The sequence below is a fragment of the Kitasatospora sp. NPDC059146 genome, assembly GCF_042786665.1.
GTDB lineage: Bacteria > Actinomycetota > Actinomycetes > Streptomycetales > Streptomycetaceae > Kitasatospora.
Map to the genome: position 1 here is coordinate 40,253 of NZ_JBHZCY010000010.1, position 14,349 is coordinate 54,601.

Here is a 14,349-nt window from a genome sequence, read left to right on the forward strand (position 1 = left end):
CCTGGGGTGCCAGGACTGAATCATGCCCCCTTTGTGCTCCACCTCACACGCCGGTCGGCGAGGGCCCGTACGGCGGCCCGTACGGCGGCTGCGCGGCGGCCCGTACGGCGGCCCGGGCGGCGGCGATCGCCGGGACACCTCGTCTAGAGTCTGGCCATGACCAAGTGGGAATACATGACGGCGCCCCTGCTGGTGCACGCCACCAAGCAGATCCTGGACAACTTCGGCGAGGACGGCTGGGAGCTGGTCCAGGTCGTGCCCGGCCCGAACCCGGAGCAGCTGGTGGCCTACTTCAAGCGGGAGAAGAACGCATGAGCAAGGTCGAGTCGAAGCTCGCCGAGCTGGGCCTGACCCTGCCGCCGGTGGCCGCCCCGGTCGCCGCCTACGTGCCGGCCGTCCGGTCCGGTGAGTTCGTGTTCACCTCCGGCCAGCTGCCGGTCGTCGGCGGCAAGCTGGTGAGCACCGGCAAGGTCGGTGCCGAGGTGTCCCCGGAGGAGGCCAAGGAGCTCGCGCAGACCTGCGCGCTGAACGCCCTGGCCGCCGTGAAGTCGGTGATCGGCGACCTGGACCTGATCGAGCAGGTCGTGAAGGTGGTCGGCTTCGTCGCCTCCGCCCCCGACTTCATCGGCCAGCCCGCCGTGATCAACGGTGCCAGCGAGCTGCTCGGCACCGTGCTGGGCGAGGCCGGTGTGCACGCCCGCAGCGCCGTCGGCGTCGCGGTGCTGCCGCTGGACGCCCCGGTCGAGGTCGAGCTCCAGGTGCGCGTCAAGAGCGCCTGACCCCGAGCGTGATCACGAAGGCGGGGTCGGGCCTGTCCAACCCCGCCTTCGTGCGCTTAGCATCCGGGCATGGACCATCGAGCAACGACGCTCCCGATGCCGCCCGGCTGGCCTGCCCGGATCCGGGCGGTCGACTCCGGCCTGCTCACCCCGGCGGTGGCCAGACCCGCCGCGACGGTCGTGCTGCTGCGCGACGCCGCCGACGGGCCGGAGGCCTACCTGCTGCGCCGCCGCACCTCGATGGCCTTCGCGGCCGGGATGTACGCCTACCCGGGCGGCGGGGTGGACCCGCGGGACGCCGAGGTCGAGACCGGCTGGGCCGGGCCCTCGCCCGAGGAGTGGGCGCAGCGGCTCGGGGTGGACGCCCGGACGGCGCGGGCGGTGGTCTGCGCGGCGGTGCGCGAGACCTTCGAGGAGGCCGGCGTGCTGTTGGCCGGACCGGACCCGGAGAGCGTCGCCGCGCCGCGCGACTGGTCCGCGGAGCGGGCCGCGCTGGAGGCGCACGAGCTGTCCTTCGCCGAGTTCCTGCGGGACCACGGCCTGGTGCTGCGCAGTGACCTGCTGGGCGGCTGGGCCCGCTGGATCACCCCGGAGTTCGAGGAGCGGCGCTACGACACCTGGTTCTTCGTCGCCGCCCTGCCGGCCGGGCAGCGCGCGGCGCTGGAGGTCGGCGAGGCCGACCGGGTCGCCTGGCTGACGCCCGCCGAGGCGGTCCGGGGGCACCGGGAGGGCCGGTTCGGCATGCTGCCGCCGACGGTCACGGTGCTGCGGGAGCTGTCGTCGGTGCGGACCGCCGCCGAGGCACTGGACGCGGCCGCCGACCGGGTGCTGGAGCCGGTGCTGGGCCGGGCCGAGGTCCGCGGCGACCGGATGACGGTCCGCTGGCCCGGGTACGACGAACTGACCATCGACGGGGAGTTCCCCGCCGAGGAATCCTGACCCCCTCCGTACGAGGACCCCTCCGTACGGACCCCCTCGTACCAACCGTTGTACGAACCCCTCGTACGACCCTCGTACGACCCCTGGTACGAACCGTTGCACGACGACTTCGAGAGACGCCGACCGGAAAGGACCGACGACCGATGGACCACGACGATGTGGCTCGCCGGACGGCCCCCGAGCTGCCCGCCCGCCGAGTGATCCCCCGTTCCGCGGCCTGTGACGGTCCGGTCCCGTTCGTCGAGGTCGCCCAGCGCGCCCTCGTCCGGGCCCTGCCGCTGCGGGCCCTGCACCGCGGCCTGGAGGGCAATCGGTGAGCGGGCGGAGCGGACGGAGCGGGCGGATCGTCGAGGGGCGCGTGGCGGCATGAGCGGAGTCCTGCCGGGCGACCCCGCCGCGGTGGTGGGCGGGGAGGCCACCGCCCGGGCGCTGTGCGTGCTGGCGCCGAACCCGTCGCCGATGACCCTGGACGGCACCAACACCTGGCTGCTCTCCGAGCCCGGCTCGGACCTCGCCGTGGTGATCGACCCCGGCCCGCTGCACGAGGGCCACCTGCGCCGGGTGCTCGACCTCGCCGAGGAGCGCGGCAAGCGGATCGCGCTCACCCTGCTGACCCACGGCCACGCCGACCACTCCGAGGGCGCGGCCCGGTTCGCCGAGCTGACCGGCACCGAGGTGCGGGCCCTGGACCCGGCGCACCGGCTGGGCTCCGAGGGCCTGGTCGGCGGCCAGCGGCTGGACGTCGGCGGCCTCGACCTGCGGGTGGTCGCCACCCCCGGCCACACCTCGGACTCGCTGACCTTCCACCTGCCGGACGACGGCGCGGTCCTCACCGGGGACACCGTGCTCGGCCGCGGCACCACGATGGTCGCCCACCCGGACGGCCGGCTCGGGGACTACCTGGACTCGCTGCGCCACCTGCACACGATGGCCTCCGCGCACGGCGTGCGGACGGTGCTGCCCGGCCACGGTCCGGTGCTCGCGGACGCGCTGGGCGCGGTCGACTACTACCTGGCGCACCGGGCCACCCGGCTCGCCCAGGTGGAGACCGCGGTCGAGGCGGGCTGCCGGACGGCCGCCGAGGTGGTCGCCCGGGTCTACGCGGACGTGGACCGGGCGCTCTGGCCGGCCGCCGAGCTGTCGGTGCGGGCCCAGCTGGAGTACCTGGAGGACCACGGGCTGATCCCGGACCAGGGCTGACCCCGGTCCGGGACCTCACCGGTCCCGGACCGGTCCCGGACCGGTCGGGGAACGCCGAAGGGCCCGTCCGGCTCGGACGGGCCCTTCGCGGTGCTCGGAGCGTCAGCGCGAGCGGCGCGACAGCCGCTCGACGTCCAGCAGGACCACCGCGCGTGCCTCCAGCTTCAACCAGCCGCGGCCGGCGAAGTCGGCGAGCGCCTTGTTGACCGTCTCACGGGAGGCGCCGACCAGCTGGGCCAGCTCCTCCTGGGTGAGGTCGTGGGCGACGTGGATGCCCTCCTCGGACTGCACGCCGAAGCGGCGGGAGAGGTCCAGCAGGGCCTTGGCGACACGCCCGGGCACGTCGGAGAAGACCAGGTCGGACATCACGTCGTTGGTCCGGCGCAGTCGGCGGGCGATGGCCCGCAGCAGCGCGATGGAGACCTCGGGGCGGGCGTGCAGCCAGGGCTGCAGGTCGCCGTGGCCGAGGCCGAGCAGCTTGACCTCGGTCAGCGCGCTGGCGGTGGCGGTGCGCGGGCCCGGGTCGAACAGCGACAGCTCGCCGATCATCTCGCTGGGGCCGAGCACGGCCAGCATGTTCTCGCGGCCGTCCGGCGAGGCACGGTGCAGCTTGACCTTGCCCTCGGCGACGACGTACAGCCGGTCGCCCGGGTCGCCCTCGTGGAACAGCGACTCACCACGGGCGAGGGTGACCTCGGTCATGGAAGCGCGCAGCTCGCCGGCCTGTTCGTCGTCGAGTGCCGCGAAGAGTGCGGCGCGCCGCAGAACGTCGTCCACGTGCTTCCTCCTTCTCGGCCGTCCGGCGGGTGGGCCGTCCGGCGCAAGTTCCGTTCAGTGTTCTGCATCACCAAGCATGGCGCATGTCGCTCCGATCATATGAGGAGGGGGTGTGTCCGGGTGTGCCGTGCGGGGCCATTCGTACCGGCGGGTCACGGGGCGGGGCGCCCGGCGGCGGCCGTCCGGTCGCCTTCCCGACCGTCCTGATCGAACAGGGAGTCGCCCACGGCGGTGCGGGCGGAGAGGACGGCGTGCCCGGCCCGGTGGGCGCTGGTCAGGCCGGCCGTACGCAGGGCGGTGAGGTGCTGGGAGACTGCGGCCGGGGACAGTCCGGTCCGGCGGGCCAGCTCGGTGGTCGAGGCCGGGGAGTCCAGTTCGGCCAGCAGCCGGGCCCGGGAGCGGCCGAGGACGGCGGCCAGCGCGTCGGTGCGCGCGGCCGAGCCCGGGCGCTCCTCCCAGAGCGCGGCCGTGCCGCGCGCCGGGTAGACCAGCTGCGGCGGGTCCGGCGGCAGCACCCGGGTGAGCACCCGCGGCCAGGCGAAGGCCGAGGGGACCAGCAGCAGTCCGGCCGCGGCGTTCAGCCGGTTCACCGCGCAGTGGCGGTCCTCCAGCCGCAGTGCGGTGCCGTCCCAGCGGACCGTCCCGTGCAGGTCGTCCAGCATCCGCGCGCTGCCGTGCTCGGCGGCCTGCCGGGAGCGGTGGAAGACGTCCGCGGCCAGCAGCGCGCTGATCCGGGCCCAGTACGGGGCGAGCGCAAGCTCCCAGTACGCCTCGATCTCGGCGGCCAGCCGGGGCAGCTGGCCCGCCGGGTCGCGGTGCAGCGGTTCCAGGCCGGCGGGCAGCCGGCCGCCGGCCTCGGCGGCCAGGATGTCGAGGTCGGCGCGGACCTGCCCGGCGCCGGTCGCGGTGATTGCGGCCAACTCCTCGGCGAGGGTGGTCGAGCAACCCGCCGGGGCGGGGTTGAGGAAGTCGGGCAGGTGGCCCTCGGGCGGGACCATCGCGGCCAGTCGTCCCCGGTCGAGTCCGGCGGCGGCCAGCCGTCCGCGCACCTGGCCGGCCCAGCGGCGGTGCAGCGCGGGGACGGGGGAGCGGGCCAGGGCGCGCAGGCTGGTCACAACCTCCTGCATCGGGCTGACCGCGAACCGGGTCAGCGCCAAGTCCTGGGTGGAGAAGTGGAGTTCCGTCCGCACGCCGCAGCTCCCTTCGGAAGATTCGGCCCCAGCTTAATCATTGGTGGCGGGCCCGGAGCGGGGCGCAGGATGCCGGTGTTCCCACCGATCCGTACGAAAGCCGGTGACCACCATGTCCACCACCCCCGAGGCCCGCGAGCGGGCGCTGCGGCTGCGCGAACTCCTCGCGGAGGGCGTGCTCGTCCTGCCCAACGCCTGGGACGCGGGCAGCGCCGCGGTGATCGCCTCGGCCGGCGCCCGGGCCATCGCCACCACCAGCGGCGGCGTCTCCTGGTCGCTCGGACACGGCGACGGCCAGCGGATGGACCGGGCGGCAGCGGTCGCGGCGGCCCGCCGGGTCGTCACCGCGGTGGACCTGCCGGTCACCGTCGACGCCGAGGGCGGCTACGGGCCGCTGCCCGCCGACGTGGCCGCGACCGTCACCGAACTGGTCGGCGCCGGCGCGGCCGGGGTCAACCTGGAGGACTCGACGGCCGTCGGCGGGCCGCTGTTCCCGGTGGCCGAGCAGGCCGAGCGGCTGCGCGCGGCCCGGACGGCGGCCGCGGCGGCCGGACTGCCCGAGCTGCTGGTCAACGCCCGGACCGACGTCTTCCTGTTCGGACTGGGCGGGCTCGACGACGTCCTGGACCGGGCCGAGGCCTACGCGCAGGCGGGCGCCGACGGCCTGTTCGTCCCCGGGCTGCTGGACCTCGACCTGCTCACCGAGCTGTGCCGGCGCTCCCCGCTGCCGGTGAACGCGATGGCCGGGCCGGGCGGGCCGGCCGTCGCCGAGCTGGCCGCCACCGGGGTATGGCGGATCAGCGTCGGCACCGGCCTCGCCCAGGCCGCGTACACGGTGGCCCACCGGGCCGCCGTCGAGCTGCTCGGCGCCGGGACGCTGACGGAGCTCGACGGGGCGCTCGGCTTCGGGGAGCTGAACGGGCTCTACTGACCCGCTACCGGTCGGTATGGGCCGTACGGGCCGTACAGCCCGTACAGCCCGTACCGGCCTACAGGCTCTGTGAGAGCTCAGCCCGTGAAGCCCAGCCCGGCCAGGCTCTGCTCGATCCGGGCGCGGTGGGCGGCCTCCCAGTCGTCCAGGGTCTCGGCGGCCTCCTTGGCCAGCTTGGCCCGGGCCGCCTCCAGGACCGCCGTCCGCTCGGCGGCGGGCACCGCCACGACGCCCTCCTCGTCGGCCACCACGATGTCGCCGGGAGCCACCAGCACGCCGCCGCAGCGCACCGGGACGCCGTGGGCGCCCAGCTGCTTCTTGGCGCCGGGGATCGGGATGACGCCCCGGGCGACCACCGGGAAGCCCAGGTCGCGGACCTCGGCGAGATCCCGGATCAGGCCGTCGGCCACGAAGGCGGCGACGCCCCGGCGCTGGGCCACCGCGCAGACGTTGCCGCCGGCCAGCGCGTAGTCCAGGTCGCCGGACTCCACCACGATCACCGCGCCGGGCTCGGCCCGGTAGATCGCGGCGTGCAGCATCAGGTTGTCGCCGGGCGGGCACTGCACGGTGAAGGCCGGTCCGGCCACCCGGGGCATGCCCGCCCACAGCGGACGCAGTCCGATGTCCATGACCCGGGCGCGGCCCAGGACGTCGGCCAGGGTGGTGGTGGGAATGTCCGCGAAGTCCTTGAAGTCCCCGTCCATGCTTCCTCTTTCCTCGATCGTTCCCTCGATGGTCGGACGATCGGAAGACTAGAACGGGCCGGTCGACGGAGCACCGGAACCCTGGCGCCCGTCCGCGCCCGTACGCGCCGGCACCCGCCCGCCACCTCCTCGGCCGACCCGGAGCACGGCCGTCCGCTCTTCCTCCTTGATCCGCCCCAAGCGGTCCGCCGCTCGGCGTAGCCTTCGTGCATGGCAGAGAGCAAGGCCCGGAAGACCGCGACCAAGCCGGCGGCGGAGCCCGCTGCGAAGACGGCCGCGAAGAAGACGGCGGCCGCGAAGACGGCGGTGAGGCCGAGGAAGCCCGAGTCGCACCTGGCGATGGTGCGGCGGGCCCGGCGGATCAACCGCGAGCTGGCGGAGCTGTACCCGTACGCCCACCCGGAGCTGGACTTCGAGAACCCGTTCCAGCTGCTGGTGGCCACCGTGCTGTCGGCGCAGACCACCGACCTGCGGGTGAACCAGACCACCCCGGCGCTGTTCGCGAAGTACCCGACGCCCGAGGACATGGCGGCGGCGAACCCGGAGGAGCTGGAGGAGATCATCCGCCCGACCGGTTTCTTCCGGAACAAGGCGAAGTCGCTGATCGGCCTCTCGACCGCGCTGCGCGACGAGTTCGGCGGTGAGGTCCCGGGCCGGCTGGCCGACCTGGTGACCCTGCCCGGGGTCGGTCGCAAGACCGCCAACGTGGTGCTCGGCAACGCCTTCGGAGTCCCCGGGATCACTGTGGACACCCACTTCGGGCGGCTGGCCCGCCGGTTCGGCTGGACCACCGAGGACGACCCGGTGAAGGTCGAGCTGGCCGTCGCCGAGATCTTCCCGAAGTCGGAGTGGACGATGCTGTCGCACCGCGTGGTCTTCCACGGCCGGCGGATCTGCCACTCCCAGAAGCCCGCCTGCGGGGCCTGCCCGATCGCGCCGCTCTGCCCCGCGTACGGGGAGGGCGAGCTGGATCCGGAGAAGGCCCGCAAGCTGCTCAAGTACGAGATGGGCGGCCAGCCCGGCCAGCGGCTCAGGCCGCCGTCGGACTTCCCCGGCGAGGCTGCCGCCCGCGCCGACGCGACCGCCCACCAGGGGCGGGTCGCGGACCAGGGGGTGGAAGCGTGACCGAGGGTGTTGTCGAGCGGAACGACCTGCCGGGCTGGCTGGAGCCGGTCCGGGACGCGGCCGAGCGGGTGCTGCCGGAGCAGCTGAGCCGCTTCCTGCCGCCGAGCGAGGGCGGTCGGGCGGCGGCGGTGCTGATGCTGTTCGGCGAGGGCCCCGACGGGCCGGACCTGCTGCTGATCGAGCGGGCCCGCTCGCTGCGCTCGCACGCCGGCCAGCCGTCCTTCCCGGGCGGCGCGCTGGACCCGGAGGACGGCGACCCGGACGGCTCCGGCCCGATCGCGGCGGCGCTGCGCGAGGCCTGGGAGGAGACCGGCCTGGACCCGGCCGGGGTGCAGGTCTTCGCCGCGCTGCCCCGGCTGTACATCCCGGTGAGCCGCTTCGTGGTCACGCCGGTGCTGGGCTGGTGGCGTGAGGAGTCGCCGGTGCGGCCGGTGGACCGGGGCGAGACCGGCGCGGTGTTCCGGGTGACGATCGCCGACCTCGCCGACCCGGCGAACCGGGTCCGGCTGCGGCACCCGTCCGGGCACGTCGGGCCGGCCTTCGCGGTGGCCGGGCGGCTGGTCTGGGGGTTCACCGCCGGGGTGATCGACCGGGTGCTGCACCACAGCGGGCTGGAGCGGCCGTGGGACCCGTCCCGGGTCGTCGACCTCTCGGACGACGCCCTGGCGCTCGTCCAGGGCGACCTCGAGCACTCCCGGGTCCTGCCGGGCGGCGGCGCCGACGGTTCGTGACGGACCGTCGGCGCGGCACGGTCGCGAAGCGTGGGAGGGTGTCGGAGTGAACGTGCTGGATGTGCTGCTGGTCCTCGCCGCCGTCGGATTCGCCATTTCGGGCTACCGGCAGGGCTTCGTGGTGGGCGTCCTGTCGCTGGTCGGCTTCCTCGGCGGCGGCCTGCTGGCCGTCCAGCTGCTGCCGCTGCTGCTCGACCACCTCAGCCCCGGCACCACGGCCTCGGTGGTGGCCGTGGTGGTGGTGATCGTCTGCGCCGCGATCGGCCAGGCGGTCACCGCGCACTACGGCTGGAAGCTGCGCGGCCACATCGACCGCCGTCCGGCCCGGGTGCTGGACGCGTCCGGCGGCGCGGTGGTCAACGTGATCTCGATGCTGCTGGTCGCCTGGCTGATCGGCTCCGCGCTGGCCGGCACGTCCCTGCCGACGGTCTCCAAGCAGGTCCGCTCCTCGGCGATCCTCAGCGGCGTCCAGGAGGCGCTGCCGGGTGACGCGCCGAACTGGTTCTCCGACTTCTCCAAGGTGCTCGCCCGCAACGGCTTCCCGCAGGTCTTCAACCCCTTCGAGCACGAGCCGATCACCCAGGTCGACACCCCGGACCCGGCGCTGGCCAACAGCCCGGCGGTGGCCCGGGCGCGGCAGAGCCTGGTCAAGGTGGTCGGCACCGCGACCTCCTGCGGCAAGACCCTGGAGGGCAGCGGCTTCGTCTTCGCCCCGCACCGGGTGATGACCAACGCCCACGTGGTGGGCGGCGTCGACGAGCCGACCGTGCAGATCGGCGGCGTCGGCCAGCTGTACGACGCCACGGTGGTCCGCTACGACTGGCAGCGCGACATCGCCGTCCTGGACGTGCCCAAGCTCAACGCGCCCGCACTGACCTTCGCGGGCGAGGCGAGGACCAACGACAGCGCGATCGTCGCGGGCTTCCCCGAGAACGGCGCCTTCAACGTCCAGCCCGCCCGCATCCGCGGCCGGATCCAGGCCAACGGCCCGGACATCTACCACCGCGGCCAGGTGGTGCGCGACGTCTACTCGGTGCGCTCGCTGGTCCGCCAGGGCAACAGCGGCGGCCCGCTGCTCACCCCGGACGGCCAGGTGTACGGCGTGGTCTTCGCCAAGTCCCTGGACAGCGCCGACACCGGGTACGTGCTGACCTCGGCCGAGGTGCGCGAGGACGCGACGGCGGGCAGCACCGCGAGCGGCCGGGTGGACACCCAGGGCTGCGCGCTCTGAGACCGCGCCCCGAAACCGCGGGGCCCGCCGGTGCGGGATCCGTCGTACCGTCAGGCCGCCCTGGTAGCCTCGGCGGCGCTCACCCGTTCGGCTCAACCGGGTTGCCGTCCCGGAGTGAGTCAACGGGAGGTCGTGGTAGTCCGATGATGGGTCATTCGCACGCGGTGAGCGGGGCGATGCTGTACGCGGCCTCGGCCCCGTTCCTGCCCCCGCTGCTGCTGCACACCACGCTGCAGCCGGCGGACATACTGATGGGCACGGTGCTGTGCGCGGGCGCGGCACTGCTGCCGGACCTCGACCACCACGACGGTTCGATCGCCAACTTCCTCGGCCCGCTCTCCAAGGCGCTCTGCCGCTTCGTGGCCTGGGCCTCCGGCGGGCACCGGCACGCCACCCACTCGCTGCTGTTCGTGGCGCTGATGGGCGGCGGCACCTGGGCCGGCGTCACCTTCCTGGGCCGCTACTTCACCCTCACGGTGACGTTCTTCCTGCTGGCGCTGGCGGTCAAGGCGCTGCGGCTCTGCCCGCCGAGCAACGGCCCGGAGGCGTGGATCACCGTCATCGGCCTGGCCGCGCTCGGCACCTTCGGGATGAACACCTGGATGCCCAACGCGCCCGGCTGGCTGCCGTACGCGGTCGGGCTGGGCACGCTGGCGCACCTGCTGGGCGACTGCCTGACCAAGAAGGGCGCGCCGCTGCTGTGGCCGCACAAGGAGCGCTACGAGATCGTGCTGATCAAGCGCAGCGGCAACAACGTCGAGACCAAGGTGCTGGTGCCGATCATGTCGGTGGCGACCTTCGTGCTGCTCTGGTTCACGGCGCTGTCACCGCAGATCGTGAACTAGGCGCAGAACGCCAACTAGCCGCAGAACGTGAATCAGCCGCAGAGCGTGAACTGAACGGCGGCCGGAAGCGGCGCGTGGCCCTCAGGTCTCGCGCCGCAGCCGTGCGCCCACCCACCGGGCGCGCCGGCCGAGGATGCGCGGGATGCCCAGCTGCCGCTGCGCCCCGCGCTGGCGGCGGTCGAGGCCCTCGAAGCCGAGGTCCTCCGCCCGGTCCGGGAGGTGTGCGGGGCGCTGGGGACTGTTGTGGCGTCGGCCGCGCGGGGCGTCGTCGCGATCGGGCATCCAGGTCATACCGGAATGGATGCCCCTGGGCCGGAGGGAGTAACCGCCCGGGTGCGCCGAAACTGGCCCATGCGCATGTCATATGAGCGCAACATCAAGGGAGTTGGGACTTCCGACCCCTTCCGGGAGCCCTGGGGAGGGCCCTCCGGTCGTCACTCCTTGTGGCGACCGACCCAGTCCAGCAGCTCCGCCGTGAACTCCTCCGGAGCCTCCTCGTGCGGGAAGTGCCCGACCCCCGGCAGCAGCCGCCAGCGGTACGGCGCCGCCACGTACTCGCCGCCGCCCAGTGCGGTGTGCGACAGCAGCACCGGGTCCGCGGCGCCCTGGACGTGCAGGGTCGGTGCGGTGATCGGCTTCTTCATCCGGCGGGCGAACTGGATGCCGTCCGGCCGGGCCATCGAGCGCAGCAGCCAGCGGTACGGCTCGATCGAGCAGTGCGCGGTGCTGGGGATCTGGATCGCCTGCCGGTACGCGTGCACCGCCGCCCCGTCCAGCTTGTTCGGCCCGGCCCACTCGTCCAGGTAGCGGCCCACCAGCGCCGCGTCGTCGGCGACCAGGCGGCGTTCCGGTATCCACGGCCGCTGGAAGCCCAGGACGTGGTCGAAGGCGGCGATCTGCTTGCGGTCCGTCAGCAGCGCCCGGCGCAGGTCCCGGGGGTGCGCCGCGGAGACCGCGGTGAGGCTCTGGATCACCGAGGGGCGCATCACCGCCGCCACCCAGGCCAGGGTGCCGCCGGAGGCGTGCCCCACCAGGTGCGCGCGGCGCTCGCCGAGCGAGCGGATCACCCCGGTGATGTCCAGGGCGAGGTTGCCCGGGTCGTAGCCGCGCGGGGTGCGGTCGCTGCCGCCGATGCCGCGCAGGTCGAGCGCCACGGCGCGGTAGCCGGCTTCGGCCAGCGCGGTCAGCTGGTGGCGCCAGGCCCACCAGTACTCGGGCCAGCCGTGCACCAGCAGCACCAGCGGGCCGGAGCCCAGCTCGGTGATGTGGAAACGGGCGCCGTTGGCCGCCAGGTCGCGGTGCTTCCACGGACCGGACTGCCGGATGCTCCACGCCTCGGCAGCGGCGTCCTCGGACCGCCCGGGGGCGGCGGCGCCCTCGACGGCCTCCGGGCCGGTCTCCGGGCCGCCCTCGGGCCCCGAGGCGGGGCCGGAGACGGCGGACGGCTGCGCGGGAGCGGGCTTCTGGTCGAGCGGCATACCGAGAGCGTGTCACATCCGTGCGAAGGACACGTGCCCGGCACTCGCTGCGGGCGGGTCCGGGCACGTACGGGCGGGGGCGGTTACGGGATGCGGCCCAGGCCCCGGTCGATCTCCTCCTGGGTGGCCGGGCGCGGCCGGGCGTTCCTCAGCACCTCGGCGGTCTTCTGGGCGCCCTCGATGGTGCGCTCCGGCTTCTGGATCTTCTTGAAGAAGCGCCCCGCCAGCAGGAAGAGGACGGCGGCGAGCACCCAGTAGGCGGCTGCCACGATGAGGAAGGACCAGCCGAGCGACAGGCCCAGCGCGTGGATGCCGAAGGCGAACGCGGCGCTCAGCATCGGAACGGAGAACAGCAGCACCACGGCGGCGACGGCGCCCGAGACACCGCCGGCGACGCCGCGCTTGACGTCCGCCTTGATCTCGGACTTGGCGAGCGCGATCTCGTCGTGGACGAGTGCGCTCAGGTCGGCGGTGGCCGCCGCGAACAGCTGCCCCACCGAACGCTCGCCCTCGTAGGGCGCCCGGCCGTTGCTGGACGGGTCTGCGGCTCCTGTGGGCATCAGCGGTTCTCCTCTGCGGCTGTTGCGGCGTGACGCCGTCGCGGTGCGCGGTTTCCGGGGCCGGTGGGGGATCCGGAGGCGTCAGTGGTGTGTCGACAGCTCAGAATCATGCCCCTACCGGTCAGTCGGACACCACTCCGGGGCCCCGCCGGAGGGACGTGTCCTGGCTTCGGAAGGCGGCCGCGGGGTGCGGCGCGGGGTGCGGCACGGCGTGGAGTGCGGTGCGGGGTGCGGGGTGCGGCGCGGTGCGGGGCCCCTCGGCGGGGCTCAGCGGTCGCTGCCGGGACCTTCGCCCGGCCGGGGCCGGGGTGCCTCGGCGAGCGCCGCCCGGTCGGCGGTCCGGGCCCGCCAGGCCGGATCGTCCTGCTGGTAGACGTCCGGGATGCCGTCGCCGTCCTCGTCCCGGTCCTCCTCCTCGCACAGGGCGCGGTAGTGCCGGTTGCGCAGCTTGAGCAGCACGGTGGCGACCACCGCGCAGAGCAGCGAGCCGACCAGGACGGCCGTCTTGGAGCGGTCGGCCAGCGCCAGGTCGTCCGGGAACGCCAGTTCGCTGATCAGCAGCGAGACGGTGAAGCCGATCCCGGCGAGCACCGAGACGGCGAACAGGTCGGCCCACTTGAGCTGGGGGTTCAGCTCGGCCCGGGTGAACCGGGCGGCCAGCCAGGTGCCGCCGAATATGCCCACCGTCTTGCCGACCAGCAGGCCGATCACGATGCCGAGCGGCGCGGCCTGGGTGAACACCTCGCGCAGGGCCGGGCCGGAGATCGTCACCCCGGCCGCGAACAGCGCGAACACCGGGACGGCCAGTCCGGCCGAGAGCGGGCGGACCAGGTGCTCGATGTGCTCGCCGGGGGAGTGCTGCTCGTCGCCCTCCCGGTGGCAGCGCAGCATCAGGCCCATCGCGACGCCGGCGACGGTGGCGTGGATGCCGCTCTCGTGCATCAGCGCCCAGACCACGAGGGCCAGCGGCACGAACAGGTACCAGCCCTTCACCCCGCGCCGGTGCAGGAACCAGAACAGCACCAGACCGGCGAAGGCCAGGCCGAGCGCCCAGAACTTGATCCCGGAGCTGTAGAAGACCGCGATGATCAGGATCGCGATCAGGTCGTCGACCACGGCCAGGGTCAGCAGGAAGGCGCGCAGCGCGGAGGGCAGGTGACTGCCGACCACGGCCAACACCCCGAGGGCGAAGGCGATGTCGGTGGCGGTCGGGATGGCCCAGCCGCCGGGGTGGCCGCCGCTGCCGGAGTTGACCAGGGCGAACAGGATCGCGGGCAGGGCGACGCCGCAGACGGCGGCGATCACCGGCAGCAGCGCGGCGCTCGGGGTGCGCAGCTCGCCCGCCACGAACTCGCGCTTGAGCTCGATGCCGGCCACGAAGAAGAAGACCGTCAGCAGGCCGTCCTTGGCCCAGTTGGCCAGGGTGAGGTCGAGGTGGAGCGGGGCGGAGGGGCCGATCCGGTGGTCGAGCACGCTCTCGTACGCGTTCGGCCAGACGTTGGCCCAGATCAGCGCGACCACGGCGGCGGCCAGCAGCAGCATCCCGCCGACCGTCTCGGTGCGCAGGGCGTTGGTGACGAAGGTGCGCTCGGGCAGCGACAGCCGGCCGAGGAACTGCCGACGGCGGGTCGTCGGCTCGTGGGCGGGCGGCTGGTCGGTCACGGGGACCTCCTGGGGCTGGGAGCGGCAAACGGATGCACGGGTGGTGCAGTTGCCGACCAGACTTCCCGGCGCGCCCTGTGACGCCCGCGGATCCTGTCAAGGGCCTTGATGCGTCCTTAACAGTCTAGCGGGACGTTCGGGTGACATCCGGATTGTCCTAGTAAATGACTTAAGCCCTGGGGGCCGCTACTGCACTC

At 73.9% G+C, this 14,349-nt stretch carries 17 protein-coding genes; 10 read left to right on the top strand and 7 right to left on the bottom strand.

The window, feature by feature from the left end; all coding sequences use genetic code 11:
* Positions 1-156 precede the first annotated feature (156 nt).
* The 5 genes from ACFXPX_RS06445 to ACFXPX_RS06465 all read left to right on the top strand — a co-directional run bounded on the left by ACFXPX_RS06445 (position 157) and on the right by ACFXPX_RS06465 (position 2,918).
* Positions 157-315, top strand: a complete 159-nt coding sequence (locus ACFXPX_RS06445) for a DUF4177 domain-containing protein (RefSeq protein ID WP_094743074.1) — start codon at positions 157-159, stop codon at positions 313-315.
* Positions 312-779, top strand: a complete 468-nt coding sequence (locus tag ACFXPX_RS06450) for a RidA family protein (RefSeq protein WP_360227042.1) — start codon at positions 312-314, stop codon at positions 777-779. The genes ACFXPX_RS06445 and ACFXPX_RS06450 overlap by 4 nt, the downstream gene beginning before the upstream one ends.
* Positions 780-848: 69 nt before the next feature.
* Positions 849-1,718 (top strand): NUDIX hydrolase, encoded by an 870-nt coding sequence (locus tag ACFXPX_RS06455; protein WP_380527169.1) that lies wholly within the window; start codon positions 849-851, stop codon positions 1,716-1,718.
* 143 nt (positions 1,719-1,861) lie between these two features.
* Positions 1,862-2,035, top strand: coding sequence for a hypothetical protein (locus ACFXPX_RS06460; RefSeq protein WP_375887636.1), 174 nt, complete (start codon positions 1,862-1,864; stop codon positions 2,033-2,035).
* Positions 2,036-2,084: 49 nt separating this feature from the next.
* On the top strand, positions 2,085-2,918 hold the full coding sequence (locus tag ACFXPX_RS06465) for an MBL fold metallo-hydrolase (RefSeq protein WP_375887634.1): 834 nt from the start codon (positions 2,085-2,087) through the stop codon (positions 2,916-2,918).
* A 102-nt stretch (positions 2,919-3,020) separates the two neighbouring features.
* Here ACFXPX_RS06465 and ACFXPX_RS06470 read toward each other — a convergent pair whose 3' ends face one another.
* Positions 3,021-3,695, bottom strand: coding sequence for a Crp/Fnr family transcriptional regulator (locus tag ACFXPX_RS06470; RefSeq protein WP_030288117.1), 675 nt, complete (start codon positions 3,693-3,695; stop codon positions 3,021-3,023).
* A gap of 152 nt (positions 3,696-3,847) precedes the next feature.
* A complete protein-coding gene (locus ACFXPX_RS06475; RefSeq protein ID WP_375887632.1) occupies positions 3,848-4,885 on the bottom strand; it encodes a DUF5937 family protein in 1,038 nt (345 codons plus the stop codon).
* A 112-nt stretch (positions 4,886-4,997) separates the two neighbouring features.
* Between ACFXPX_RS06475 and ACFXPX_RS06480 the strand changes: the two genes are divergently transcribed.
* Positions 4,998-5,816, top strand: a complete 819-nt coding sequence (locus tag ACFXPX_RS06480; protein ID WP_380639802.1) for an isocitrate lyase/phosphoenolpyruvate mutase family protein — start codon at positions 4,998-5,000, stop codon at positions 5,814-5,816.
* Positions 5,817-5,893: 77 nt separating this feature from the next.
* Here the strand turns inward: ACFXPX_RS06480 and ACFXPX_RS06485 are convergent, their stop codons facing one another.
* Complete coding sequence (locus ACFXPX_RS06485; RefSeq protein ID WP_380527162.1) at positions 5,894-6,520, bottom strand: RraA family protein; 627 nt, start codon at positions 6,518-6,520, stop codon at positions 5,894-5,896.
* A 210-nt stretch (positions 6,521-6,730) separates the two neighbouring features.
* Here ACFXPX_RS06485 and nth point away from each other — a divergent pair, with 210 nt between their 5' ends.
* From nth to ACFXPX_RS06505, 4 genes are all read left to right on the top strand, one after another.
* Complete coding sequence (gene nth, locus ACFXPX_RS06490) at positions 6,731-7,645, top strand: endonuclease III (protein ID WP_380639804.1); 915 nt, start codon at positions 6,731-6,733, stop codon at positions 7,643-7,645.
* Positions 7,642-8,376 (top strand): NUDIX hydrolase, encoded by a 735-nt coding sequence (locus ACFXPX_RS06495; protein WP_375887621.1) that lies wholly within the window; start codon positions 7,642-7,644, stop codon positions 8,374-8,376. The genes nth and ACFXPX_RS06495 overlap by 4 nt, the downstream gene beginning before the upstream one ends.
* A gap of 46 nt (positions 8,377-8,422) precedes the next feature.
* Positions 8,423-9,607 (top strand): MarP family serine protease, encoded by a 1,185-nt coding sequence (locus ACFXPX_RS06500; RefSeq protein WP_375887619.1) that lies wholly within the window; start codon positions 8,423-8,425, stop codon positions 9,605-9,607.
* Between the two features lie 143 nt (positions 9,608-9,750).
* Complete coding sequence (locus tag ACFXPX_RS06505) at positions 9,751-10,452, top strand: metal-dependent hydrolase (protein ID WP_375887618.1); 702 nt, start codon at positions 9,751-9,753, stop codon at positions 10,450-10,452.
* An 81-nt stretch (positions 10,453-10,533) separates the two neighbouring features.
* Here ACFXPX_RS06505 and ACFXPX_RS06510 read toward each other — a convergent pair whose 3' ends face one another.
* From ACFXPX_RS06510 to nhaA, 4 genes are all read right to left on the bottom strand, one after another.
* Positions 10,534-10,743: a hypothetical protein gene (locus ACFXPX_RS06510; protein WP_380527157.1), complete on the bottom strand. Its 210-nt coding sequence runs from the start codon at positions 10,741-10,743 to the stop codon at positions 10,534-10,536.
* Between the two features lie 143 nt (positions 10,744-10,886).
* The gene (locus ACFXPX_RS06515) at positions 10,887-11,930 is read right to left on the bottom strand and encodes an alpha/beta fold hydrolase (RefSeq protein ID WP_380399505.1); all 1,044 of its coding nucleotides are present in this window, start codon (positions 11,928-11,930) and stop codon (positions 10,887-10,889) included.
* 83 nt (positions 11,931-12,013) lie between these two features.
* Positions 12,014-12,490 carry a phage holin family protein gene (locus ACFXPX_RS06520; RefSeq protein WP_375887612.1) on the bottom strand — a complete coding sequence of 159 codons (477 nt, stop codon included), beginning with the start codon at positions 12,488-12,490 and terminating at the stop codon, positions 12,014-12,016.
* Positions 12,491-12,757: 267 nt separating this feature from the next.
* On the bottom strand, positions 12,758-14,152 hold the full coding sequence (nhaA, locus tag ACFXPX_RS06525; RefSeq protein ID WP_380527155.1) for a Na+/H+ antiporter NhaA: 1,395 nt from the start codon (positions 14,150-14,152) through the stop codon (positions 12,758-12,760).
* Between the last annotated feature and the right edge of the window lie 197 nt (positions 14,153-14,349).

What these genes read in the sequence shown, in the direction of transcription:
- nth (WP_380639804.1), top strand. Translation starts at nt 6,731, where the DNA reads ATGGCAGAGAGCAAGGCCCGGAAGACCGCGACCAAGCCGGCGGCGGAG.
- ACFXPX_RS06460 (WP_375887636.1), top strand. Translation starts at nt 1,862, where the DNA reads ATGGACCACGACGATGTGGCTCGCCGGACGGCCCCCGAGCTGCCCGCC.
- ACFXPX_RS06510 (WP_380527157.1), bottom strand. Translation starts at nt 10,743, where the DNA reads ATGACCTGGATGCCCGATCGCGACGACGCCCCGCGCGGCCGACGCCAC.
- ACFXPX_RS06450 (WP_360227042.1), top strand. Translation starts at nt 312, where the DNA reads ATGAGCAAGGTCGAGTCGAAGCTCGCCGAGCTGGGCCTGACCCTGCCG.
- ACFXPX_RS06520 (WP_375887612.1), bottom strand. Translation starts at nt 12,490, where the DNA reads ATGCCCACAGGAGCCGCAGACCCGTCCAGCAACGGCCGGGCGCCCTAC.
- ACFXPX_RS06505 (WP_375887618.1), top strand. Translation starts at nt 9,751, where the DNA reads ATGATGGGTCATTCGCACGCGGTGAGCGGGGCGATGCTGTACGCGGCC.
- ACFXPX_RS06515 (WP_380399505.1), bottom strand. Translation starts at nt 11,930, where the DNA reads ATGCCGCTCGACCAGAAGCCCGCTCCCGCGCAGCCGTCCGCCGTCTCC.
- ACFXPX_RS06485 (WP_380527162.1), bottom strand. Translation starts at nt 6,520, where the DNA reads ATGGACGGGGACTTCAAGGACTTCGCGGACATTCCCACCACCACCCTG.
- ACFXPX_RS06445 (WP_094743074.1), top strand. Translation starts at nt 157, where the DNA reads ATGACCAAGTGGGAATACATGACGGCGCCCCTGCTGGTGCACGCCACC.
- ACFXPX_RS06480 (WP_380639802.1), top strand. Translation starts at nt 4,998, where the DNA reads ATGTCCACCACCCCCGAGGCCCGCGAGCGGGCGCTGCGGCTGCGCGAA.
- ACFXPX_RS06465 (WP_375887634.1), top strand. Translation starts at nt 2,085, where the DNA reads ATGAGCGGAGTCCTGCCGGGCGACCCCGCCGCGGTGGTGGGCGGGGAG.
- ACFXPX_RS06455 (WP_380527169.1), top strand. Translation starts at nt 849, where the DNA reads ATGGACCATCGAGCAACGACGCTCCCGATGCCGCCCGGCTGGCCTGCC.